Genomic DNA, 23119 nt, shown 5'->3' on the forward strand with positions numbered 1-23119 from the left:
GATTACGCGGCCCATGCGGTGCAAATGACGAATTCCTCCTCGCCGCCACCGCCCAAAACCTCCGCAAACTGGCCAAGATCCTTCCTGCACCGCAGCAAACGCGCAAAGCCTGATAGAAAAGGCGCTCGCGCTCTGTTCAGAACCACACTTTCTGCAACAGCAACACGTTGCTTTTCCACAGAATCGGCTCGGACCGGACATTCGGGCAGGATCAATTTGATCCGTGGCTTAGCGCACAAGCAGATCAAGGGGCTGGCGCGACAGGCGCTCGACCCCGGTGGCGGTGACCCGAACGGAGTGGCCGTAACACATCGCCAGCCCGGCATCGCTGTCCATCAGGATCATATGGAGGAAGAACACCTGATTTTCCTGCATGATCAGCGGATTGCCGTGGTAGAACATCGGGAAGTCCACCCAGATCGGATTGTAGATCGCCCCCATGGCATAGCCGCAGGCCTGCGACCGGGCGTGGTTGAGCCCGGCGGCGTCAAATACGCGGGCGTGGGCGTCAAAGACATTGCCCATCGGATCGCCCGGGCGGATGGCGGCCTCGCAGGCCTCAAGCGCGTCGACGGCGGCGGCGTGCATGTGGCGCTGGTGGTCGTTGGGTTTGCCGATCACCACGGTGCGCATCATCGCCGCGTGATAGCGGGCATAGGCGCCGGACCATTCCCAGGTGATCTGATCCTGTGGGTCCAGATGGCGGCGGCCTGAATAGTAGCGGCACAACAGCGCGCCGGGGCCGGAGCCGAGGATAAATTCGTTGCCGGCGTAATCTCCGCCGCCCTTGAACACGGCACCCTGCATTTCGGCCAGAATATCGCCTTCGAAGGCGCCCGGGCCGGTGACGGCAAGGCCTGCGTCCATCGCATCATCCGACAGGGCGGCGGCACGGCGGTGCATTTCAATCTCTGCGGGGGATTTGATGCGGCGCAAAGAGCGGATCACCTCGGAGGCGTCGATCAGATCGGGCAGGGCGGCGCGCAGCATCTGACCGTTGAAATCCGTCAGGCCGACGGTTTTGGATTCAAACCCCAGCCGGCCCCCGGCAACGCCGAGCTTTTGTAGCAGCTTGAGCAGATCATCGGTGGGTCGTGCGCCTTCGACCTCGGTCCAGATATGGATTTCATCGTCCGAAAGTGTCGAGGTCAGCTGGGCCTGCCGCCAGTCGGGCAGGCGGGTGAGCAGGTGCAGATCGCCATAGGCCGTCAGCACCAGCGCCTGAAACATCGCAAAGCCGAAGGTGTCATAGCCGCAGATCCAGAAATGGCTTTCGGGGGCGAACATGATCAGCGCGTCAAGGCCCGCATCTGCCACTGCCCGGGTCGCAAGGGCCTGACGGTTGGTATATTCGTGATTGTCAAAATGCAGCGGCATGGGGGCTCCTCAAGGGTTTAGGCCCCTGGCGGGAGTATTTCTGCCAAGAAGAAGGGCAGGTTTGCCGCGAGGGGTTTACAGATGATTATGGTGGGCCATCACCGCTTGGGATAGCCAGTTAACGCAGTTTTATGTCGTTTTCAGGCTGAACACCTGGCCCCGCCCAGAACGCAAAACTTGGCGCAATGGGGATGGTTGAGGGCCACGTCACGTTCGGCCTGCTCGAGTGTTTTACCCAACTCGAACTCGGGCGCGTAGGGCAACAGGGTGCAGGCGAGCACGGCAGGTTGGTCGGCGCCTTTGCGTTTCACCACCATGCGAGAGGAGGAACACATCACATCATTGGGTGATTTGTTCAGGATATCCCAGCATTGGGTGGTGATTTCAGGCACCTCGGCGGTTTCGTCCATTTCAGGGAAAAGCACGGTTTTGCCGGGATCGTCCGCATCAATGTCAAAGCCATGCTTTTCATAAAGTGCGCGATAGCCGTCGCGCGATTGCGCCTCGGTCTCATTCCATACGGTGCGCCCGGCCACGGCCATGCGGATACCGGTGTCGCGCAGCCAGGCCATGCCTTCCAGCGTACGCTGGAAAGTGCCTTTGCCGCGCTCGGTGTCATGGTTGGCCTCGTCCCAATGATCTACGGAAATCCGCAGGGTCAGTTTGTCACGATACTCTGCCGCCAAAGCAGCAAGTCCCGCACGCACCGATTTGCGCATCATCGGACGCATGGCGTTGGTCAGGATCAGCACCTCGTAGCCCCGTTCAAGGGCCGCGCGGGCCATATCGTTCATCTCGGGGTTCATGAATGGCTCACCGCCGGTAAAGGCGATCTCGCGGATCGGCCACTGGCGTTCTTCTATCTGGTCCAGATAGCTGCGTACCTCTTCGGCGGTGATATAGACCAGCTGATCGTTGGTTGGAGAGCTTTCCATATAGCAGTTGACGCAGGTGATGTTGCATAGCGTGCCGGTATTGAACCACAGCGTTTCAGGAGCGCGGAGAGGAACGGTGGCGCGCGGCTGCCCGTCCGCCGTTACCGTTGGATTCTGGAATTTGCCGGCGTTGGCTGTCGGTAAAACAGAGTCTTTCATCGGATCCCGCGTTCTGGTGTCTGCCATTTCTCGCCTATCCTGTTGCGTCTGGCAAGGGAAGGTCTGCGTTGGGTTCCCTGACACCATTGTGAACGCGCCCTGACATGCTAGACTTAGACATTGATTTGCGTCACGCAAGCACAAGTGGCGTCAGATGGGCAGGAGTAAGCGTATGGTTTCGAGGGTCATTCCGGTAGAACCCTTCGATCTGGTGATTTTCGGGGGCACGGGCGATCTGGCCCGGCGCAAGATTCTGCCGGGGCTTTTCCGGCGGTTCGTTGCCGGCCAGATCGAGCCTGAGGCCCGTATCATCGGTGCGGCGCGCAGCGAGTTGGATGATGCCGGATACCGGGCCTTTGTCGGCGAAGCGATTGCCGATTTCGGGGGCAACGAGACGCGACAGAAGAAAAAGCTGAAAAGCTTTCTGGACATGTTGGGCTATGTCACTGTTGATGCGAAGGGCGATACAGGCTGGGAAGAACTGGCAGAGCGGGTAACAGATGATCGCATCCGCGCATTTTATTTCTCGGTCGGGCCGGGCCTTTTTGGCGATCTGGCCAAACGTCTGCACAAACACGGGATGGCGGATGCGCAAAGCCGCATCGTGGTGGAAAAGCCCTTTGGTCGCGATCTGGAAAGTGCGCGGGATCTGAACAGGGGTCTGGCCCAGCATTTTGACGAGAGTCAGATTTACCGGATCGATCATTATCTGGGCAAGGAAACTGTGCAGAACCTGATGGCGGTGCGTTTTGGCAATATGCTGTTTGAGCCGCTTTGGAACAGCCAATACGTGGACCACATCCAGATTACCGTGGCTGAAACCGTGGGTGTCGGTGATCGCGGCGGTTACTATGATAAATCGGGCGCCATGCGCGATATGGTGCAAAACCATATGATGCAGCTTTTGTGCCTGATTGCGATGGAGCCACCCGCCAAGTTTGATCCCGACGCCGTGCGTGATGAAAAACTCAAGGTCATTCGTGCACTTGATCCGGTTGAAAAAGATGATCTGGTGCGCGGCCAGTACGAAGGCGACGGTACCCAGCCTGGCTATCGCAATCAGGTTGAAAACCGTGACAGTACCACCGAAAGCTTTGTCGCACTCAAACTGCATATCAGCAACTGGCGTTGGGCGGGGACGCCGTTTTACCTGCGCACCGGCAAGCGTCTGCGCGAACGCGCCAGTGAAATTGCCGTTGTTTTCAAGGACACGCCCCATTCGATCTTTGGCCCCGAGGCGGGAAATCACCGCAACATCCTGACGATCAAGCTGCAACCCAATGAAGGGATCGAGCTGGGCGTGACCATCAAAGAACCGGGGCCGGGCGGCATGCGTCTGGTCGATGTGCCGCTGGACATGACCTTTGCCGAGGCTCTGGGCCCGGAAGAGGCCGATTTTCCAGACGCTTACGAACGGCTGATCATGGACGTGATCCGTGGCAATCAGACACTTTTTATGCGCGGCGACGAGGTTGAGGCCGCTTGGGCCTGGACCGACCCGATCATCGCGGGTTGGCAGGACCGTGGGGATGTTCCCCTGGCCTATACATCAGGCAGTTCGGGACCGGATGACGCATTGATGCTGATGCACCGGGACGGACGCCGCTGGAGGGAGATCAAGGCATGAATTTCATCGAATACCCCGACCAGGAAATGCTGGCGATTGATCTGGCCAACGTTTTGACAGGTGAATTGACAATGGCGCTTGATCATCAGGATCGGGTGCTTTTTGTTGTGCCCGGCGGCACCACGCCGGGACCGGTCTTTGACGGTCTGTGCGAGGCCGATCTGGACTGGGCGCGCGTGGATGTGCTGCTGAGTGACGAACGTTGGGTGCCCGAGGTGCATGTGCGCTCGAACACCCGGTTGGTGCGTGAACGGTTGCTGACCGGACGCGCCGCCGCTGCGCGCTATCTGCCGCTTTACGCCAAAGCCGAAACACCCGAGGCCGTGCTGCCCGAGCTTGAGGCCAATATTTCCCCCAACCTGCCGATATCGGTCTGTCTGCTGGGTATGGGGGCGGATATGCATACCGCTTCGCTGATCCCCAAGGCTGACAAGCTTGACGAAGCTTTGGCGCGTCGTGCGCCGGTTCTGGTGCCCATCCGTGCCCCCGGGGAGGAAGAGGCGCGTGTTACCCTGTCGGCACGGGTTCTGGATGCAGCCCTGTCCAAACATATCGTCATCACCGGCCAGCAAAAGCGCGCCGCACTGGAGCGGGCCCGCCAGCTTAAACCGGCCGAGGCGCCGGTTGCGGCCGTGCTGGACGGTGCGGTTGTGCATTGGGCGAAATAGGGGCTGGTATGTGGGATAAGCTGAAGAAAATCGCGGCTGAGCTGCGTAAAACCGATATGCTGACGCTGTTCGATGATCCCGATCGACCCGGGGATTTTTCGATCCGGTTTGACGGGATGCTATTCGATTATTCCAAGACCTATCTGACCGATGCGGCCCGTAAGGCCTTGCTGTCGCTGGCCGAGGGGCGCGGAGTAGCGTCCCGTCGGGATGACATGTTCAGCGGCGCGCGTATCAACCAAACCGAGGACCGAGCGGTGCTGCATACCGCTTTGCGCAATCTTTCGGGCCCCCCGGTGATCGAAGAAGGGCAGGATGTCATGCCTGCGGTGCTGAAGACGCTGGCCCGGATGGAGCAATTTGCCGATGATCTGCGTGCGGGTCGGTATGCCGGGGCTGGGGGCGCCATCACGGACGTAGTTAATATCGGCATCGGTGGCTCGCATCTGGGGCCCGAGATGGGGACGCTGGCGCTGGCGCCCTACCATAACGGGCCACGCTGCCATTTTGTGTCCAACGTGGATGGTGCTGACATCTCGGACAAGCTGAAAGGGCTGGATCCGGCAACGACACTGGTGATTGTCGCCTCGAAATCCTTTACCACCATCGAGACGATGACCAATGCCGAAACCGCCCGCCGCTGGATGGCGGAAGGCGGGGGCGACCCGGCGGCACAATTTGCGGCTGTCTCGACGGCTTTGGACAAGACCTCTGATTTTGGTATCCCCCACAGCCGCGTTTTCGGGTTTGAGGATTGGGTCGGCGGTCGGTATTCGATGTGGGGGCCGATTGGTCTGCCTTTGATGATCGCCATCGGACCCAGGAATTTTCGCGACTTTCTGTCTGGCGCCGAGGCGATGGATACCCATTTCCGAAAGGCGCCTTTAGCGCAGAACATGCCTGTTCTTCTGGCGCTTGTCGGGCTTTGGCACAACCAGGTTTGCGGTCATGCCACCCGTGCGGTTTTGCCTTATGATCAACGGCTTGCGCGGTTGCCTGCCTATTTTCAGCAGCTTGAAATGGAATCGAACGGCAAACGTGTGACGATGGATGGCACCGCGCTTGAAGGCCAAAGCGGCCCGGTCGTCTGGGGCGAGCCGGGCACCAATGGGCAACATGCGTTTTACCAGCTGATCCATCAGGGCACGCAGGTGGTGCCCTGTGAATTTATGGTAGCCGCAAAGGGGCACGAGCCGAATCTGGCGCATCATCACCGCCTGCTGGTGGCCAATTGTCTGGCACAATCCGAGGCGCTGATGCGGGGCAGGTCACTGGACATGGCGCGCGAGCTGATGGCCGCCAAGGGATTTGAAGGGGATGAGTTGGAGCGTCAGGCACGGCACCGGGTGTTCCCCGGAAACCGCCCCTCGACGACGCTGATCTATGACCGGCTAAGTCCGCGCCGTCTGGGCCAGATCATCGCGCTTTATGAACACCGTGTTTTTGTTGAAGGCACAATTCTGGGCATTAATTCGTTTGACCAGTGGGGGGTCGAACTGGGCAAGGTGCTGGCGGTCGAGCTTGAGCCCGTTCTGACGGGCAAGGCAGACGGGGCTTCCAAAGACGGCTCAACCCGGCAACTGGTGGATTTCATACGCATTTGTTCGAAATAAGGGCTTATCAGGCCTCACAGGTTTCGCCGCAAGCGCGCAAAGAGCGGCGCCATCAACGCAGAATATCAAACCCGGGTTCGGCCAGTGTGAATCCGTCGAACTGAAACCCGGGTGAAACCGTACAGCCAACCAGCGTAAAATCCCCCGTGCAGCGCGCCCTTTGCCAATGATGCGGGGGCACAATAAGCTGCGGGCGTTGCCCGGCGGACAGATCGGGGCCCAGTAAATGATCGGTGGCCGGTCCCAGGTCAGAATCGGACAGGGACAAGATCAGCGGGCTGCCCGTATAGAAATGCCAGATTTCAGTGGCATCCACCTTGTGCCAGTGACTGGTCTCATTCCTGCGCAGCAGGAAATAAATAGCAGTGCCCGCCGGGCGGCCAACACTCTCGGCCACCCAGGTTTCCCGGTAATGTCCGCCCTCGGGGTGGGGGCGGAGATCAAGCAATTTGATGATATCGTCAGCGCTGCGTGTCACGCCTGCGATAGTGCCACGTCAGACGCTGGGAGTGCAATCAGCGATTGATGCATCCAGATCCTGTACCGGGTCATCGGCGCTGCATTCCTCGCCTGAAATCGGGTAATGTTTTTCGTCTGCGCAGGCGCCCAGAAAGGCAATTGCGGAAAGAGTTAGAAGCAGTTTTAGAAATTTTGGCATCTTTAGTCTCCATCTCTGAGGCCGGGGCCCCCCCGTTTCACATCAAGATGTAATGCCAATCAGGGCAACTCGGTTTGATCCGGGTCAAACCGAGCTGCTTTTTTGCCCATCAGCGCAGAATGCTGCGTCCGGCATATTCGGCGGTTTCGCCCAGCTGTTCCTCGATCCGGATCAGTTGATTGTATTTTGCCAGCCGGTCCGAACGCGCAAGGCTGCCGGTCTTGATCTGCCCGCAATTTGTGGCCACAGCCAGATCGGCAATCGTTGCATCCTCTGTCTCGCCTGAGCGGTGCGACATCACATTGGTCATACGCGCGCGGTGGGCCATATCAACTGCCTTAAGAGTTTCCGTCAAGCTACCGATCTGATTGACTTTTACCAGCATCGAGTTGGCGGCGCCCCGCGCGATACCCTCGGCCAGACGGGTCGGGTTGGTCACAAACAGATCGTCACCCACCAGCTGTACCTTGTCGCCCAGCATTTTTGTAAGCGCAATCCAGCCATCCCAGTCGTCCTCGGACATGCCATCCTCGATCGAGATGATCGGATAGTCGTTGCAAAGCGCTGCCAGATAGGCGGCGTTTTCTTCTGATGTCAGGGATTTTCCTTCTCCGGCAAGGACATATTTGCCATCTTTGAAGTACTCAGTTGCGGCACAGTCCAGAGCCAGATAAATATCCTCACCCGGTTTGTAGCCAGCTTTTTCAATCGATTTGAGGATAAAATCCAGCGCTTCACGGGTCGAGGCAATATTCGGTGCGAAACCGCCCTCGTCGCCGATGCCAGTGGACAGGCCGGCCGCTGAAAGTTCTTTTTTCAGGGTATGGAATACCTCGGACCCCATGCGCACCGCCTCGCGGATACTGGTGGCCGCCACAGGCATGATCATGAATTCCTGAATGTCTATCGGGTTGTCGGCATGTTCGCCGCCGTTGATGATGTTCATCATCGGCACCGGCAGAACCCGGGCCGAGGTTCCGCCGACATAACGGTAAAGCGGCTGCGCCGAAAAATCTGCCGCAGCCTTGGCGCAGGCAAGGGAAACACCCAGAATGGCGTTGGCGCCCAGACGGGATTTGTTGACGGTGCCATCCAGTTCGATCATCGCCATGTCGATGGCAACCTGTTCACAAGCGTCCATACCAAGCAATTCTTCGGCAATCTCTCCGTTGACGGCGGCGCAGGCCTCAAGAACGCCTTTGCCCATGTAACGCGATTTGTCGCCATCACGCTTTTCGACCGCCTCATGTGCGCCGGTCGAGGCCCCCGAGGGCACAGCCGCGCGGCCCATTGTGCCGTCTTCCAGAATAACGTCTACTTCGACCGTCGGGTTGCCACGGCTGTCCAGAATTTCGCGGGCGTGAATGTCGATGATTGTGCTCATGTCCTATGTCCTCGGCAGAAATTACGTTTCGCGTCCCATAGCAAGTTTGACAGGGAAAGCAAAAGGGGCGCTCGCGCTAACAGGCAGATTTTACACGGGCGTCTTGTCGCAAGTCATCCGCGGCGCGGGCAGGGGGGCGCCAAACGCCGGGCCAGCTGCCTTTCGCGCAGGAAGGTATAAAGCCCTGTAGCAATGATCAGCGTTGCCCCGGCAAGGGTCAGCGCATCGGGCCGCTCGTGGAAGACAATCACACCTACCAGCAGTGAAAAGATCAGCCGCGAATACCGGAAGGGTGTCACTGCCGAAGCATCCGCAACACGCATCGCACTAACAATGCCGTAATATCCAAGTGCGCCAAACAGCACGCCCCCGGCCATCATCGCTGCCTCAGGCCCGGCAAGGGCCGTGGGCGCTCCGGGGCCAAACAGAAGCAGGGCAGCCCCCGCGGGCACCAACACGGCAAAGCCCTGAAAGGAAACAACAGTTGACGGCACAGCGGAGTCCACACGCCGCGTGATCAGGTCACGCGCTGAAACACCCAGTACCGCCACCAGCACCAGCAGAGCGGCGGGTTCAAACCCTTCAAGACCCGGCCTTATGATCAGCAGAACACCGGCAAAGCCCAGCCCGATCGCCGTCCAGCGGCGCCAGCCAACGTCTTCGCCCAGAAACAGGGCGGCCCCCATGGTAATGGCCAGCGGCGTTGCCTGAAAGACCGCCGCCACCACCGAGATATCAACCAGTGACAGCGAGGTGGCGAAACTGACTGCGGCAATCGCCTCGGTTGCGGCGCGCATCAGCATCAGGGGGCGCCAAGCCGCGCGCGCCCACAATCGGTGGCGGTTCAGAATGGCCAGTGTGGCAAAGATGAACCCGCTGCCCACGCCCAGGAATATCAGGATCTGACCGACCGGTACCGTAGTCGACAGTTGTTTTATGAACATGTCCTCGACGGTAAAGGCGGCCATGGCCGCAAGCACCAGAAGGATGCCACGAATGTTTTCCATATCTGGCTCCCGGCCCGTTGACTGTGCCGGGTTAGACCACCCTGAAAGAAGACGCCAGCGCGTTTAATCCAGCACGACGATGCCGTTGTGTTTGGCCTTGTGTTCCGGTTCGACATGAATGGTGACACGCGCGCCGGGGATTTCATCGCAAAGCGCGGCCTCGATCCGGTCGCAGACCTCATGCGCATCATGAACAGTTGTTTCGCCCGGGAGCACGAGGTGGAAGTCGATAAAGGTGACGCGGCCGGCATGACGTGTACGCAGATCATGCGCCTCGACTGCGCCAAAGCCCTCTTCCGAAATAACCCGGCGGACCTCGTTCAGCGTTTCGTCGGAGACAGATTCGTCCATCAGACCGCTCAACGATTGCCAGATGACAACCCAGCCTGACCAAAGGATATTCAGTGCCACCAGCGCCGCAAGCGCCGGGTCCAGTACCCACCAGCCGGTAAGCAGCGCCAGTCCGATGCCCAGCAACACGCCGCCGGATGAAATTACGTCGGTCAACAGATGTTTGCCGTCGGCCACCAGCGCGGGCGAGCGTTGTTTGCGCCCCCGGGTGATCAGAATCCAGGCCCAGAAGCCGTTGATGGCGCCGGCCCCGGCATTGATCAGCAGGCCCAGGGTTGGCGCGGCGATGGGAGTGGGATTGAAAAATCCGCTATAAGCCTCGCGCAGAATGAACAGGGCCGCGATGACGATCAGGACACCTTCAAGAACAGCCGAAAAGAACTCGGCCTTGTGATGGCCATAAGGATGGTTGGCATCGGCCGGAAGGGCAGCCACCCGTAACGCCAAGATCACGGCAAGGGCCGTGGCCACGTTCACCAGACTTTCCAGCGCGTCCGACATCAGCGCCAGCGATCCGGTCAGCCACCACGCCAGAACCTTTAACGCCATTACCGCCAGCCCGATTATCAGGCTGCCCACGGCCAGTTTCATCACCTGAGTCACAACGTCTGTTCCGTTACTCTTGTACTCTTGCCGCTTGGGGTCTAGCGCCCCGAAGAACGGCGCGCAAGTTTCTGACTTTTAATTGAGAATGGATACCACCTGCGCCAGTGTATCAGGTTTTCTTGATCGGCACGCCGTAAAGCTCCAGCCGGTGACCGATCAGCCTGTAACCCAGTTTTTCAGCGATCTTTTCCTGAAGCAGCTCGATCTCGGGGTCAACAAATTCGATCACCTCGCCCGAATTCATGTCAATCAGGTGGTCGTGGTGGTCACGCTCGGCATCCTCGTAGCGGGCGCGGCCGTCGCCGAATTCCAGCTTGTCCAGAATGCCTGCCTCTTCGAACAGTTTGACTGTGCGATAAACCGTGGCGATCGAAATTCGTGGATCACGCCCGGATGCGCGCGCGTACAGCTCTTCTACGTCCGGGTGGTCGTCAGATTCCTCCAGCACGCCTGCGATGGTGCGTCGCTGATCGGTCATGCGCAGGCCCTTGGCCTCGCAACGGTCTGAGATTGTATCGGGCATCTGTGGTCTCGCTGGCTCGTCGTGGCGTTGGATAACGGCAACGGCAACAGATTTCCACCGCTTTGTTGTGACGCCGGGGATCATTTGGTGGGCAGGTCCGGGGCGATTTTTCAGCCGATCTGTGCTAATATTTTTAGTGGCCGTTTCATTTTCGCAAGAATGGAGGTCCGAACCGTGCCATTAAACAAGGTGCCGCGTCACACCGCCTGTCTTGCCATGATGCTTTTTGTCATCGCCGTTCTGACAGCAACCCGCGTCGCTGCCTGCGGAATGACGACAGATTGTATGATCGGCGACCGGACATATCGCATCGCCCTGCCGGAGGGCAATGAAGGGGCAGCCCCGATTCCGGCAATCCTGTTTGTTCACGGCTATCGGGGCAAGGCCGCCAATGTCATGCACAACAAGGCCCTGCTGGCGCTGACCGCCGATCCCGGTGTGGCGCTGATTGCGGCGCAGGCGTCGGGACCCGAATGGAACATCCCTGGCGTGCCAAGTGTCGACGCCGCGCCAGGCGTGGACGAGTTGCAATATTTCGATGCGCTGATCGATGATGCGGTGCGGCGTTTCGATATCGACCGGACGCGGGTGATGGTGGCGGGGTTTTCCTCGGGTGCGATGATGGTGTGGAATCTGGCGTGCAACCGGGGTCAGGCCTATCTGGGTTTCGTGCCGATGTCGGGTACATTCTGGGAACCGCTTCCTGAAAGGTGTCCCTCTGGCCCGGTAAACCTGATCCATTATCACGGTACGAAAGACACGATCGTGCCCTTGCAGGGGCGGCTGCTCAAGGATTCGCATCAGGGTGACGTGACCCGCGCTATCAGTCTTATGGTCGGTCACGGCACCTACACGCCCCGGCGATCCACCCAAACCGGAGACCTGAAATGTGACCGGCAACAGAACAGCACGGGCAGGCTGCTGGAATTGTGTCTTTTCCCCGGAAAACATCAGATGCGGGTGGCCAATATCCGGCGGGCCTGGAAGATATTTGCCACACAATCCGGGGAATGACCCATTAAGCACCTTTGAAATAAGTGGTTTTCGATTTGCCGGTTGACTTTGAGGCGCGCGCCACCCATGTAGCGCTTAACCGATATTTCCTGCCGCGTGAGCAGTGCCGCCAACAAAGAAATGGCAGCCCAAGAATAGAAATGTCGTCGAATGATCCCAAAATCACGCGTGGGGCCAAACGTCTGATCGGCGGAGGACATGCTGTTCTTTGTCAGGATGCAGGCGCAACCACGAAAGCGGGTCCGCACCAGCGGTGCCCGTATTGGCATGGAGCAAAAGCTTTGTGCTGCCAAAGGATATGAAGTTGAATCTATTTGAAGAAATGGGCCTGCCCGGCCCGCTGGTCAAGAAACTGACAGCCATGGGCATTAGTGAGCCGACCCCGATCCAAAGCCATGCGATCCCGCATGCGCTGAACGGGCATGACGTGATCGGGCTGGCGCAGACCGGCACCGGCAAGACGGCTGCCTTTGGTCTGCCGCTGATCACAAAACTGATGGAAGAACCCGGCCGCCCGTCGCCGAAATCCGTGCGCAGCCTGATTTTGGCGCCGACGCGGGAACTGGCGGGGCAGATCCGCGACGCACTTTTCCCGCTGGTCAAGGACACGCCGATCAAGATCGGTGTTGTGGTTGGCGGCATGTCGATCAACGCCCAGATCAAACGGCTGGAGCGGGGCACAGATATTCTGGTGGCCACGCCGGGCCGTCTGCTGGACCTTCTGGACCGGCGCGCGCTGCGTTTGGACGCGACGACGTTTCTGGTGCTGGACGAGGCCGATCAGATGCTGGACCTTGGATTTATCCACGCTCTGCGCAAGATTGCCGGGCTGATCCCGGCCACACGTCAGACCATGCTGTTTTCGGCCACCATGCCCAAGCAGATGGAAGAGATCGCAGCCAGCTACCTGACCCACCCCAAGAAGGTGCAGGTCAGCCCCCCGGGCAAGGCTGCCGACAAGATCACCCAAGAGGTGCATTTTATTGCCAAGGCTGAAAAACCAGGCCTGCTTATCGAAATGCTGGGTAAACACCGTAACGAACTGGCACTGGTTTTTGGCCGGACCAAACACGGGTCTGACAAGCTGGCACGTAAACTTGAATCTGCCGGATATTCGGTCGCCGCAATTCATGGCAACAAAAGCCAGGGACAACGCGACCGGGCGCTGAAAGCGTTCCGGGATGGTCAGGTCAAGGTGCTGGTGGCCACCGATGTGGCCGCCCGAGGTCTGGATATTCCGGACGTCAAACACGTCTACAATTTTGACCTGCCCAATGTGGCCGAAAACTACGTCCACCGCATTGGCCGGACCGCGCGCGCCGGGCGCGATGGCGCGGCGATTGCCTTTTGCGCCCCTGATGAAATGGGGGAATTGAAGGATATTCAAAAGGCCATGGGTGTTTCGATTCCCGTTGCCTCGGGTCGTCCCTGGGAAGTGCTGCCAAGTCCCAAGGCGAAATCTGGGGGCAATCGGGGTCGTGGTGGCCGCCCCGGCGGAGGGCGTCCCGGTGGTGGACAGGATGGCAAACCGGGCAGCGAGGGGCAAAAACGCCGCCGGTCGCGCAACCGGCGTCCCAACAAGGCTGCCTAAAGTCTTTTCGTAAAAATAAAAATGTGTGAACCCCGTCAATTCTGGCGGGGTTTTCGCATGGCATGCGCGCAAACCGGGGCGCTTCAGATCTTCCGGGTATTGCCTTTCGACCGTTGGTCCGCAGCGCGCGGCAAGCGCACCTGCTACAAAGTTTCCCAGAATAGCTGACCTGTCTTGTCCAGCCGGTCCAATGAACTGAACAGCGATAAAGTAAGATCCGTCTGCCACTCCGGCCCGCCAACGCAGACCAGCTTTCCGCTTGCCAATTCATCCGCGACAACGCGCTCGGACAGCCAAGCCACACCGCTACCATCAATGGCGCTGCGCTTTAGGGCTTCGGCATGAGCATCCATATATCGCAGAACCAAAGGAGGTTGTCGCGTTCCGATAATCTGGTCGACAACTGTCCCAAGGTAACTGGCCGGATCATAGCTTAGGTAGGGGATGTTCTTGACATCCTTGCTGGAAATATCCCAACCGCCTTCGGCAGCGGCATTTGCTTCTGCAACCGGAATCAGTTTTTCAACGCCTATGTCTTTTCGCGCCACCAGGTCTTCGTCGAAAAAAGGAGCGCCATTCTTGTGCCGATAGCACAGTAGGAAATCACAGGTGCCGTCGGAAAACAGCTGGCAGCACGTGGCCAGATAATCGGAAAAGACGCGAACACGCAGGTTAGGCAGTTCGTTCTCAAGTTCTTTTACGCGTTTGGTCAGAAAGTTTACAGAAATCGTGTGCAGGACCGCGATCCGCTGGAAAGCGGTTCTTCCGAATTCTGTGCCTCGGATGCTTTGCCGGGTGTCCGACAAGTTGTTAACCGTTTCCTGAGCGACGGGCAAAAACAGAATGCCAGCTTCTGACAACTGGACCGGATATGTCGACCTTCTGATAAGTGGCACGCCCAGCCAGTTTTCCAGGGATTTGATGCGGCGACTAAAGGCCGGCTGGGTGATGTTTCTTTCTTCGGCCGCGCGCGAAAAGTTGAGCGTACGGCCAAGGCAGACAAAATCTTGAAGCCATTTAATGTCCATATTCGTCCCCTTTCATCATGAAACCTATTGAATAATATAAATTATGCAAGTTTGGCATGAATATATGCCATGTTTGAATTGGCTTACTTGCGAAAACCAGAAGTAATCTGACTATGGGGTTGGATAGCACGTTTCAAAAGCAAATGCGCGTTGCTGTAACGAAACCAACCACAGCAATTACAAGGGTAGGGCGCTGATGAAATCAAAAGGTCAGCCAATCCCACTCACAACAGGGAGTAGAGAATGAAAAAATCATGGAAATGCACAACCGCGGCGGCAGCATTGACCGTTGCGGCAACAATAACCGGCGCCCAAGCCGAAACAACACTTCGCCTGTCCACTTACGTCAATGAGGCGGATATCCGGTATCAGGGCTTTCAGCACTTTGCTGACCAAGTTGCGGAGAAAACCAACGGAAGCGTCAAGGTGGAAATTTTCCCGTCAGCGACGCTGCACGGCTGGTCTGAGGGTGTCGATTCAGTTCAGGGCGGTGTTTCGGATATTAGCTGGATCAACGCGGACAACCGTCTTCCCTGCTATGCGATGACCTCGCTTTATCCTGCTGAGATCAGCCTGGAAAACCAGATCGAACTGGATAGCGCTTACGCCAATCTGGTCCGCGACGAAGCCGCCAAGGTCAATCTGGTTCCGTTGCTCAACTCTAACTACACCTATGATCAGGAATGGTGGTTCGAAGAGCCGATCGCTGATCTTGGCAAGCTTGACGGCAAACTTGTACGTTCGATCGGGCCGCTGGTCAGTCTGATGATCGAGACCTGGGGTGGCGAGCCGGTATTCGTAGCCCCGAAAGAGGTGTTTCAATCCGCTGAACGCGGTGTGGTGGACGGCATCAACATGGGTGTTGCGACCTACAGTTCCTGGAAGCTTTGGACAGTGATGCCCTATATGGTCAACGCCAATCTGTTCTATGGTAACGTCAACTATATGATAAACAAAGATAAGTTTGACGCTTTAACAGCCGAAGAACAGGCTGCGCTGAATGCAGCTGCCACTGAGACCGAAACATGGTTGCAGCCGCTTTACGAAGACTGGGTCGACCAGCAGGTTGGCAATGCCGTGATGAAAGGCGGCGGTGCCGCCGTATCAATCACGGACGAGCAGCGCGCGAGCCTGATCGCCAGTGTCAGAGACCAGTGGGACGCCAAGGCTGATGAGGCATGTGGTGCCGAACTGGCTGGTGAAATCCGCGACCTGCTGGCCAAGCACGCCCCATAACGCAGGGCGCTTATACTACGTGGTCCCCGACACGACGGGGACCACGGCTTTTCTTTCAAAAAAATCACGGGTGCGCCATGAATGAGACAATTGACCGTCTTCTGGGCATTATGGACCGGTTTGTAGTCTGGTTGGCCGGGCTAGGGGCCGCCATTGTTGTGGTCCAGATGCTTTGGATTTCCTATGGTGTCTTTGTACGATACGGGCTTGGAAAACCGGACCGGATGGTGACCGAGGCAACTGCGCTGTTGCTTTTTCCCGTGGCTTTTGCCGGACTTGCATACGCCATGCGCGAAGATGCGTTTCCCAAGGTTACCATGGCCACGGACCGTCTGAGCGCCGGGGCTCAAAAGATCTTTCAGGTCATCAATCATATCCTGATGCTGGGGGTAGGGGCGTTCTTTTCCTACGCGGGGGTGAGCGCAACAATCCGCTCATATAATTCGGGCGTTGCCTCGGAAATTCTGCACTTGCCTCGTTTCTGGTTCTGGGCACCGGGCGCCTTTGCGCTTGTGATCTTTTCAATCTACGCCGCGCTGCGTCTGATCCGTCTGATCCGAACCCCCGCGGTATCGGGGGAAATATAATGGAATGGTATACCGTCGGACTGGGCCTGTTGGGCCTTTTGATGCTGTTTATCGTGATTGGCCTGCCAATTCCCTTTGCTCTGGCCGGGGCTGCGATGCCGTTTCTGTGGCAGATTCAGGGTTGGAATACCTCTGTGGTGTCTGCCGAGTTGAAGCTTTGGGGCGTCTGGATTGATTACATCCTTCTCGCGGTGCCGTTATTTGTCTTCCTGGGGGAGCTCATAGGGAAATCCAATATAGGGCCCAATCTGTATCAGTTCCTGCATCAGGGTGTACGGATCAAGGGCTCGGCAGCGTATGGATCCATTGGCGCCAGTGCCGGCTTTGGTGCGGTCTGCGGCTCGTCGATGGTCGGGGCGCTGACAATCGGCGGCGTGGCTTTGCCTGAGATGCTGCGTCTGGGATACGGGAAACGCCTGTCCAGCGGTGTTCTGGCTGCGGGTGGCACATTATCGGTGCTGATCCCGCCCAGCCTGATCCTGCTGTTCTACGGGATCGTTACGGATCAGAGCATCGGCGATCTGTTCATTGCGGGCGTCATTCCGGGGATCATTCTGGTCACAGGCTTTGTCGTGGTCGTGCTGATCTGGGGCATGTTGTATCCCGAAGACATTCCCAGCAGCGAAGACTCGAAAAAGATGCCTTTTTTGATGATCATCAACACTGTCGGCCCGGTCGTTTTGATCGGACTGGTGATTACCGTGGCAATCTATGCCGGGATTGCCACGCCAACCGAAGCCGCTGCGGTAGCAAGCCTGCTGACAGTTGTACTTGCCTTTGGTGTCGGCGGGTTGACCTGGCAGGGCTTCAAGGATGCAATTTTTGCCACCATGCGGACTATGGGGTATCTGGGCCTGCTTTTGTCGGCCGGCGTACTGTTTGGTTTTGTGCTGACCTACTACCGTGTACCTCAGCAGTTCACCGAACTGTTCCTGTCTTTCGATCTGTCATCAACGACGGTTCTGATTATTGTTCTGGTGTTCTACATCATTCTGGGGATGTTCCTTGAACCGGTCTCGATGACCTTTATCACCTTGCCGACAATCTATCCGCTGATGAGCGCGGCCGGTTTCGATCTGATCTGGTTCGGGGTTGTCTACACCATCACGATGGAGATTGCGGTGCTGACACCGCCGGTGGGGCTCAACTTATACGTCATACAGGCCATCAGTCGAGATGAGGTCACGATCGGAGATGTGATCATGGGCTGCCTGCCGTTTATTGGTGCGATGGTTCTGCTGATCGCCATCCTCATTTTTGCTCCGGAGGTCGCACTATGGCTGCCCGAACAGATGAATTGATCAGGGTGCAGCCGGCCCCGCATCGTCGTGCAGGATCGGGTCAACCTCTGGTACTTGTTCACGGATTCCTTGGCGGGTCTGCGCAATGGGAAGCAGAGATCGCACATTTCAGCGCGACCCACGATGTAATCGCCCCTGATCTGCCGGGTTTCGGAGATGCCAGCGCGTTGCCGGGATGTGATCGTATCGAAGGAATGGCGGACTATGTGATCGACTTTCTGGATAGTCTGGAGATCAAGTCATTTACGCTGTTGGGGCATTCGATGGGCGGTATGATCGTTCAGGCGATCGCGGCCAAAATTCCCGACAGGATTGACCGCCTGGTTCTTTACGGAACCGGTCCATTGGGCGTCATGCCCAACAGGTTTGAAACCATCATGCAGTCGCGTGAACGCCTGCTTGCGGACGGGGTGGAAAAGACGATCCGCCGGATCGGTGCCACGTGGCTTGTCGAGGGTGAAAAAGCCTCTGGAATGCCGATTTTGACGAGCATCGGTGAGTGTGCGTCACAAGACGCAGCGCTTCAGGCATTTGACGCAATGGAAAACTGGGACGGGCGTCTTCAGCTTGAAAAGATAGCTATGCCCACGCTGATCCTGTGGGGCGACACGGACCGGTCCTATCGTTGGGCCCAGATTGAAACGTTATGGCAGAAAATTTCAGATGCAAACCTGGCTGTCATACCTGGTACGTCTCATGCCGCACACCTGGAGAAGCCGCGATTGGTTCACGCTGTACTGGAAGATTTCCTGAGCTAGGGGCGGGGTGCATCGGTTGCCGCAAGGCCCCGCGTGAGATTTATTGAAAGCCGTCAGATGGTAAAAGCCTGCAGCGCCTTCCGAATGCGGGTCTGGATTTCGACGGCGGCTTTCCCAAGCGGTTGGCCTTTTGCGGTGATGACCGAAATCTGATTTTTTATACGGGGCCGGAAAGGTCTCCAGACGACACCATCGTGCAGATCGATCTTGCCGTTGATCGGGTCAAGAATGGCAACATATTTGCCGACAGAAATGAGATTGCGGGCGATCGCAAAATAGTAGGCACTGGCGTTGCGCGTGATCACTGTATTGGTTTCGGCCAGCAATGTATCGAGTTGATGATCGATCAAATGGTCACCGGTAATGTTTATAACCGATCGCCCAGCCAGAGATTGCGGGCGAATTATATCCAGTTCGGCAAGCGGATCGTTCTTGTGAAGGGCGCAAACGCATTCGAATTCGAAAATTTCCGCGTCCAGGCCCGCGACCGGCACGGGCAGATCAATCAGGCCGATGTCAATCTGATGGCTTGCCACCCAAGAGGCTATCTGTCGTGAGGAATGCACTTTTACCTCAACGCTTATATTGGGATTTTCGTCATGAAAAGACGCCAGCAGCGATGGTAAGAAATTAAAGGCAAGTACACCGTTGGTGGCAATGCTGGCACCGCCGGTCTGACCCGACAGGATGCCGTCTGCGCGCTGTTCGACCAGAGAGATTGCCCTTAACCCCTGGACTACCTCATCATGCAACATCATCGCCTCGTTGGTGGGTGCGAAAAATCCGCGTTCCCGGTGAAACAGGCGAAACCCCAGTTTGGCCTCAAAATTGCTTAACGCAATACTGACAGCAGGTTGTGTCAGGTTGAGCCGCTCAGCTGCACGCGAGACCGATCCCGCTTCGAACAGCGCGTTGAACACTTCCAGATGGCGTAGCTTCATCGGCATGCGGGCAGGGATCTTTGTATAAGTAAATCGAATAAGAGGATAACTTAATTTAAATTGATTAAATCAAATCCCCTTCCTATCGTCAACATTCAAGACCGCCTGCGCAGACAGGGTTTAATAGTTAGGTTTGGGGGAATGACATGACGGAACGTTCGGTCCTGACGCCGGATTGCAAAGACAGTTCGTACTGGCTGGAGGATCTGCCGGTTTCCCCGACACTGCCCACCGCGCCGCTGCAGACCGTTGATGTGGCCATTGTCGGCTCGGGCTATACCGGCATGCAGGCGGCGATTGAAACTGCGCGCGGCGGGCGGTCGACTTTGGTGTTGGACGCGCAAGACCCCGGCTGGGGATGCAGCACCCGCAACGGCGGCCAGATCAGCACCAGCATCAAACCCAGCCTGCAAAAACTGACGTCGAAATATGGGGCGGCGCGCGCCCGCGCGATCCGGCAAGAGGGCGAAACCGCGCTTGAGTGGATCGAGGAGTTTGTTACGGCCGAAGGCATCGACTGTGATTTCCGCCGCAATGGCCGCTATCATGCCGCCCATACGCCCGGCCATTACGAGGAACTGGCCCGCGATTCTGATACCCTGCGCAAGAACGAAGGCATCGAGTCGTTTGTCGTACCGCGTGCCGATCAGCGCACTGAGCTGGGTTCGGATGGCTATCACGGCGGCGTTGTCTTTACGCGCCACGCCTCGTTGGACCCGGCGAAGTATCACCGGGGTCTTTTGCAGACGGCGCTTGATGCGGGCGCGCATGTGGTTGGACATTGTGCCGTCACGGACATTGCCCGCGACGCAAGCGGCTTTCATCTGACCACTGAAAAAGGCCCGGTGCGCGCCCGTGACGTGATTGTGGCCACCAACGGCTATACCACCGGAATCACGCCATGGCTGCAACGCCGGGTGATCCCGATCGGCAGTTATGTCATCGCGACCGAGCCTTTGCCAAGCGATCTGATGGCCGAGCTTTTCCCCACAAACCGCATCGCCAGCGACACCTGCAAGGTGGTCTATTACTACCGCCCCTCGCCCGATGGGCAGCGGGTGCTGTTTGGCGGACGGGTGTCGGCGAATGAAACCAATACCACCATCAGCGGGCCGAAACTTTTTGCCGACATGTGCCGCATCTTTCCGCAACTTTCCCCCTACCGCGTTACCCATTCGTGGATGGGCCGGGTTGCCTATACATTTGACGAGCTGGCCCACACCGGTGTGCATGACGGGGTGCATTACGCCATGGGCTATTGCGGGTCGGGCGTATCAATGGCCAGTTATCTGGGCAAGCGGCTGGGGCAAAAGGTGCTGGGGCATGCCGAGGGGCAAACCGCCTTCGACGGGCTGCAAAACCCGACGCGGCCGCTTTATACCGGCAACCCCTGGTTTCTGCCCGCCGCCGTGGCATGGTATCGTCACCAGGACGAACGCCAGCGCAGACGCGCGGCGGCCCTGAATGATCAGGCATAACCGGGCGGCAATACGCCAAACCGCGCGGACGAAAAACAGGCGAACAAGGCTTGCCCGATGGGCAGCAAAACTACAACAAGGAGGAAAGATATGAAACGAACACTAGGATTGACACTGGCGGCGTCGCTGTTGGGAACAGCGGTCTATGCGCAGGAAAAAACAGTGACGATCGCCTCATGGGGCGGCTCGTATCAAGAGGCCCAAAGCAAGGCCCTGTTTGATCCGGCGGCAGCCAATACCGGCATCATCGTGAAACAGGAGACCTATGGCGGCATGTCCGATGTGCGCCTGCAGGTGTCTTCGGGGGCGGTATCGCTGGATATCGTGGCCAGCGGATCAGGTTCGGCCGCGCGCGCCGGGGCCGAGGGGCTGCTGGAGCCGCTGGATTATTCGATAATTGACGTCTCGACCTTCTATCCCACGCTGAAATCCGAATTCTGCGTCGGTGGCGATGTGTTCTCGACTGTCTATGCCTGGAACACGGCAACCTATGGCGATGCCGGTCCGCAAAACTGGGCGGATTTCTTTGACACCGAGAAATTCCCCGGCAAGCGCGCCTATCGTAACAAGGTTGCCGGCGCGCTTGAACCGGCGCTGATGGCTGACGGCGTCGCCCCCGAAGATGTTTACACGGTGCTGGATTCCGAAGAAGGGATTGAACGCGCGATTGACAAGATCCGAGAGCTTAAACCGAATATCGACGTATTCTGGAGCTCGGGCGCGCAACATGCGCAGTTGATGAAAGACGGTGAGGTTGACATGACCACCGGCTGGAACGGGCGCTTTGACAATGCCGCCAAGGATGGTGGCAAGGTGAAATACAGCTTTAATCAGGCGCTGCTGGATTATGACTGTTTCGCTATCCCCAAAGGCGCGCCCAACAAAGATACGGCGATGGAGTTCCTCGCCGAGATTTCCAAGGCCGAGTATCAGGACGACCTGCCGAAATACATCACCTATGGCCCCACCAACAAGGCCGCTTATGACACCGGTGAAATCAGTGCCGAGGTCGCCGCTGGCCTGCCTTCCTCTCCGGCCAATGCAGCAATGCAACTGCCCGTGTCACTGGAATGGTACGCCAAGTGGGAAACCATCGCAGATGAGATGTATCAGGAAATGCTGACCGAGTAATCGGATCCGTCCACGCAACTGTCGCGGGCCTGCAATGGCCCGCGACACGACTGAAGGAAGACCCAAATTGACCCAGGCCCTGCCCATTACCATCCGCAACGTTACCAAGAAATACGGGGCGGTGCATGCGCTGGATGACGTGTCACTGGATGTGCAAAGCGGCGAATTTCTGACGCTGCTTGGCCCCTCCGGTTCGGGCAAAACCACCCTGTTGATGGTGCTGGCCGGGTTCACCCGCCCCGACAACGGCAGCCTGAAATTCGGACCTGATGAGGTGATCCGCAAGGCCCCGCATCTGCGCGATGTCGGCATGGTGTTCCAGAACTATGCCCTGTTTCCCCATATGACCGTATCGGGCAATGTGGGCTATCCGCTGCGCCTGCGCAAAGTGCCAAAACCCGAGGCCGCCGCCCGGATTGAGCGCGCGTTGGATACCGTGCAGCTGGGCGGCTACGGCGACCGGCGGATTGACCAGCTTTCGGGCGGGCAAAAACAACGCGTGGCGCTGGCCCGCTCGATTGTGTTTGAGCCGCGCATCCTGCTGATGGACGAACCGCTGTCGGCGCTGGACAAGAAGTTGCGCGACCGCATGCAGATCGAATTGCGCCACCTGCACGAAAAACTGGGCATGACCACCGTTTACGTGACCCACGACCAGCGCGAGGCGCTGACGATGTCGGACCGGATCGCGGTGGTAAACCACGGCAAGATCATGCAGCTTGCCACGCCGCAGCAGTTATATGACAGCCCGGCCAATCGCTTTGTGGCTGACTTCATCGGCGATTCCACATTTTTGCCGGTTACCCGTAAGGGCAGTCAGGTGCTCTATGGCGACACTGTTCTCATGCATTCGGGCGCCCTGCCTGACACCCCGACGCTGGCCCTGATGGTGCGCCCCGAACGGTTGCGGCTTGCCGGAGCAGACAGCGCCGATAATGCCAATATCTTTCACGCCACGGCCTCGGAAGTAGTGTATCAGGGCGACAGCTATCTGATGTATGCGCGCCTGTCCGACGGGTCCGAGATCAGCCTGCGCGGCTCGATCCGGGGCGGTACCGTCACCGGCCTGCCTGCCGTGGGCGACCCTGTGACACTGGCGCTTGATCCCGCCGACACCATCCTGATCGACGGCGGGGATCACTGACA

Annotated in this window: 22 protein-coding genes; 12 read left to right on the plus strand and 10 right to left on the minus strand. The window is 58.0% G+C overall.

Annotation, left to right across the window (positions count from 1 at the left end; genetic code table 11):
- Positions 1-228: 228 nt before the first annotated feature.
- Entirely contained in the window at positions 229-1377 is a 1149-nt protein-coding gene (locus PEL8287_RS18120) for a M24 family metallopeptidase (protein ID WP_085893857.1), read from the minus strand.
- A 140-nt stretch (positions 1378-1517) separates the two neighbouring features.
- Complete coding sequence (locus tag PEL8287_RS18125) at positions 1518-2471, minus strand: radical SAM protein (RefSeq protein ID WP_085893908.1); 954 nt, start codon at positions 2469-2471, stop codon at positions 1518-1520.
- Between the two features lie 172 nt (positions 2472-2643).
- On the opposite strand from PEL8287_RS18125, the gene zwf reads away from it, so the two are divergent.
- The 3 genes from zwf to pgi are packed head-to-tail and all read left to right on the plus strand — an operon-like array spanning position 2644 to position 6379.
- Positions 2644-4098, plus strand: coding sequence for a glucose-6-phosphate dehydrogenase (gene zwf / locus PEL8287_RS18130; RefSeq protein ID WP_085893858.1), 1455 nt, complete (start codon positions 2644-2646; stop codon positions 4096-4098).
- Positions 4095-4766: a 6-phosphogluconolactonase gene (gene pgl, locus PEL8287_RS18135; RefSeq protein ID WP_085893859.1), complete on the plus strand. Its 672-nt coding sequence runs from the start codon at positions 4095-4097 to the stop codon at positions 4764-4766. The genes zwf and pgl overlap by 4 nt, the downstream gene beginning before the upstream one ends.
- A gap of 8 nt (positions 4767-4774) precedes the next feature.
- Positions 4775-6379, plus strand: coding sequence for a glucose-6-phosphate isomerase (pgi, locus tag PEL8287_RS18140; protein ID WP_085893860.1), 1605 nt, complete (start codon positions 4775-4777; stop codon positions 6377-6379).
- Between the two features lie 52 nt (positions 6380-6431).
- Here the strand turns inward: pgi and PEL8287_RS18145 are convergent, their stop codons facing one another.
- The 6 genes from PEL8287_RS18145 to PEL8287_RS18165 form a co-directional block, all read right to left on the minus strand.
- The gene (locus PEL8287_RS18145; RefSeq protein WP_085893861.1) at positions 6432-6857 is read right to left on the minus strand and encodes a cupin domain-containing protein; all 426 of its coding nucleotides are present in this window, start codon (positions 6855-6857) and stop codon (positions 6432-6434) included.
- Between the two features lie 18 nt (positions 6858-6875).
- Positions 6876-7037 (minus strand): hypothetical protein, encoded by a 162-nt coding sequence (locus PEL8287_RS20120; protein ID WP_176228693.1) that lies wholly within the window; start codon positions 7035-7037, stop codon positions 6876-6878.
- A gap of 109 nt (positions 7038-7146) precedes the next feature.
- On the minus strand, positions 7147-8421 hold the full coding sequence (eno, locus tag PEL8287_RS18150) for a phosphopyruvate hydratase (RefSeq protein ID WP_085893862.1): 1275 nt from the start codon (positions 8419-8421) through the stop codon (positions 7147-7149).
- Between the two features lie 113 nt (positions 8422-8534).
- On the minus strand, positions 8535-9428 hold the full coding sequence (locus PEL8287_RS18155; protein WP_085893863.1) for a DMT family transporter: 894 nt from the start codon (positions 9426-9428) through the stop codon (positions 8535-8537).
- Positions 9429-9491: 63 nt separating this feature from the next.
- Entirely contained in the window at positions 9492-10382 is an 891-nt protein-coding gene (locus tag PEL8287_RS18160) for a cation diffusion facilitator family transporter (protein WP_085893864.1), read from the minus strand.
- A 112-nt stretch (positions 10383-10494) separates the two neighbouring features.
- On the minus strand, positions 10495-10908 hold the full coding sequence (locus PEL8287_RS18165; RefSeq protein WP_085893909.1) for a Fur family transcriptional regulator: 414 nt from the start codon (positions 10906-10908) through the stop codon (positions 10495-10497).
- A 174-nt stretch (positions 10909-11082) separates the two neighbouring features.
- Between PEL8287_RS18165 and PEL8287_RS18170 the strand changes: the two genes are divergently transcribed.
- Positions 11083-11922 carry a CE1 family esterase gene (locus tag PEL8287_RS18170; RefSeq protein ID WP_176228694.1) on the plus strand — a complete coding sequence of 280 codons (840 nt, stop codon included), beginning with the start codon at positions 11083-11085 and terminating at the stop codon, positions 11920-11922.
- A gap of 304 nt (positions 11923-12226) precedes the next feature.
- Positions 12227-13513, plus strand: a complete 1287-nt coding sequence (locus tag PEL8287_RS18175; protein WP_235862337.1) for a DEAD/DEAH box helicase — start codon at positions 12227-12229, stop codon at positions 13511-13513.
- Between the two features lie 143 nt (positions 13514-13656).
- Here the strand turns inward: PEL8287_RS18175 and PEL8287_RS18180 are convergent, their stop codons facing one another.
- Positions 13657-14541 (minus strand): LysR family transcriptional regulator, encoded by an 885-nt coding sequence (locus PEL8287_RS18180; RefSeq protein WP_085893866.1) that lies wholly within the window; start codon positions 14539-14541, stop codon positions 13657-13659.
- 243 nt (positions 14542-14784) lie between these two features.
- Here PEL8287_RS18180 and dctP point away from each other — a divergent pair, with 243 nt between their 5' ends.
- The 4 genes from dctP to PEL8287_RS18200 all read left to right on the plus strand — a co-directional run bounded on the left by dctP (position 14785) and on the right by PEL8287_RS18200 (position 18423).
- Entirely contained in the window at positions 14785-15777 is a 993-nt protein-coding gene (gene dctP / locus PEL8287_RS18185; RefSeq protein WP_085893867.1) for a TRAP transporter substrate-binding protein DctP, read from the plus strand.
- Positions 15778-15854: 77 nt separating this feature from the next.
- Positions 15855-16364, plus strand: a complete 510-nt coding sequence (locus PEL8287_RS18190) for a TRAP transporter small permease (protein ID WP_085893868.1) — start codon at positions 15855-15857, stop codon at positions 16362-16364.
- Positions 16364-17665: a TRAP transporter large permease gene (locus tag PEL8287_RS18195; RefSeq protein ID WP_085893869.1), complete on the plus strand. Its 1302-nt coding sequence runs from the start codon at positions 16364-16366 to the stop codon at positions 17663-17665. The genes PEL8287_RS18190 and PEL8287_RS18195 overlap by 1 nt, the downstream gene beginning before the upstream one ends.
- On the plus strand, positions 17641-18423 hold the full coding sequence (locus PEL8287_RS18200) for an alpha/beta fold hydrolase (protein WP_085893870.1): 783 nt from the start codon (positions 17641-17643) through the stop codon (positions 18421-18423). Before PEL8287_RS18195 ends, PEL8287_RS18200 begins: the two co-directional genes overlap by 25 nt.
- A 53-nt stretch (positions 18424-18476) precedes the next feature.
- Here PEL8287_RS18200 and PEL8287_RS18205 read toward each other — a convergent pair whose 3' ends face one another.
- Positions 18477-19370 (minus strand): LysR family transcriptional regulator, encoded by an 894-nt coding sequence (locus tag PEL8287_RS18205; RefSeq protein ID WP_085893871.1) that lies wholly within the window; start codon positions 19368-19370, stop codon positions 18477-18479.
- A 140-nt stretch (positions 19371-19510) separates the two neighbouring features.
- On the opposite strand from PEL8287_RS18205, the gene PEL8287_RS18210 reads away from it, so the two are divergent.
- The 3 genes from PEL8287_RS18210 (at position 19511) to PEL8287_RS18220 (ending at position 23117) form a co-directional block, all read left to right on the plus strand.
- Positions 19511-20842: an NAD(P)/FAD-dependent oxidoreductase gene (locus PEL8287_RS18210; RefSeq protein ID WP_085893872.1), complete on the plus strand. Its 1332-nt coding sequence runs from the start codon at positions 19511-19513 to the stop codon at positions 20840-20842.
- A gap of 90 nt (positions 20843-20932) precedes the next feature.
- Entirely contained in the window at positions 20933-21973 is a 1041-nt protein-coding gene (locus tag PEL8287_RS18215) for an ABC transporter substrate-binding protein (RefSeq protein ID WP_085893873.1), read from the plus strand.
- Between the two features lie 67 nt (positions 21974-22040).
- Positions 22041-23117 carry an ABC transporter ATP-binding protein gene (locus PEL8287_RS18220; protein WP_139837859.1) on the plus strand — a complete coding sequence of 359 codons (1077 nt, stop codon included), beginning with the start codon at positions 22041-22043 and terminating at the stop codon, positions 23115-23117.
- Positions 23118-23119 lie beyond the last annotated feature (2 nt).

The organism is Roseovarius litorisediminis, assembly GCF_900172295.1.
Lineage (GTDB): Bacteria > Pseudomonadota > Alphaproteobacteria > Rhodobacterales > Rhodobacteraceae > Roseovarius > Roseovarius litorisediminis.

Coding starts and splice junctions, on each gene's coding strand:
- PEL8287_RS18120 (WP_085893857.1), bottom strand. CDS start 1,377: ATGCCGCTGCATTTTGACAATCACGAATATACCAACCGTCAGGCCCTT.
- PEL8287_RS18125 (WP_085893908.1), bottom strand. CDS start 2,471: ATGAAAGACTCTGTTTTACCGACAGCCAACGCCGGCAAATTCCAGAAT.
- zwf (WP_085893858.1), top strand. CDS start 2,644: ATGGTTTCGAGGGTCATTCCGGTAGAACCCTTCGATCTGGTGATTTTC.
- pgl (WP_085893859.1), top strand. CDS start 4,095: ATGAATTTCATCGAATACCCCGACCAGGAAATGCTGGCGATTGATCTG.
- pgi (WP_085893860.1), top strand. CDS start 4,775: ATGTGGGATAAGCTGAAGAAAATCGCGGCTGAGCTGCGTAAAACCGAT.
- PEL8287_RS20120 (WP_176228693.1), bottom strand. CDS start 7,037: ATGCCAAAATTTCTAAAACTGCTTCTAACTCTTTCCGCAATTGCCTTT.
- eno (WP_085893862.1), bottom strand. CDS start 8,421: ATGAGCACAATCATCGACATTCACGCCCGCGAAATTCTGGACAGCCGT.
- PEL8287_RS18155 (WP_085893863.1), bottom strand. CDS start 9,428: ATGGAAAACATTCGTGGCATCCTTCTGGTGCTTGCGGCCATGGCCGCC.
- PEL8287_RS18165 (WP_085893909.1), bottom strand. CDS start 10,908: ATGCCCGATACAATCTCAGACCGTTGCGAGGCCAAGGGCCTGCGCATG.
- PEL8287_RS18180 (WP_085893866.1), bottom strand. CDS start 14,541: ATGGACATTAAATGGCTTCAAGATTTTGTCTGCCTTGGCCGTACGCTC.
- dctP (WP_085893867.1), top strand. CDS start 14,785: ATGAAAAAATCATGGAAATGCACAACCGCGGCGGCAGCATTGACCGTT.
- PEL8287_RS18190 (WP_085893868.1), top strand. CDS start 15,855: ATGAATGAGACAATTGACCGTCTTCTGGGCATTATGGACCGGTTTGTA.
- PEL8287_RS18195 (WP_085893869.1), top strand. CDS start 16,364: ATGGAATGGTATACCGTCGGACTGGGCCTGTTGGGCCTTTTGATGCTG.
- PEL8287_RS18200 (WP_085893870.1), top strand. CDS start 17,641: ATGGCTGCCCGAACAGATGAATTGATCAGGGTGCAGCCGGCCCCGCAT.
- PEL8287_RS18205 (WP_085893871.1), bottom strand. CDS start 19,370: ATGCCGATGAAGCTACGCCATCTGGAAGTGTTCAACGCGCTGTTCGAA.
- PEL8287_RS18210 (WP_085893872.1), top strand. CDS start 19,511: ATGACGGAACGTTCGGTCCTGACGCCGGATTGCAAAGACAGTTCGTAC.
- PEL8287_RS18215 (WP_085893873.1), top strand. CDS start 20,933: ATGAAACGAACACTAGGATTGACACTGGCGGCGTCGCTGTTGGGAACA.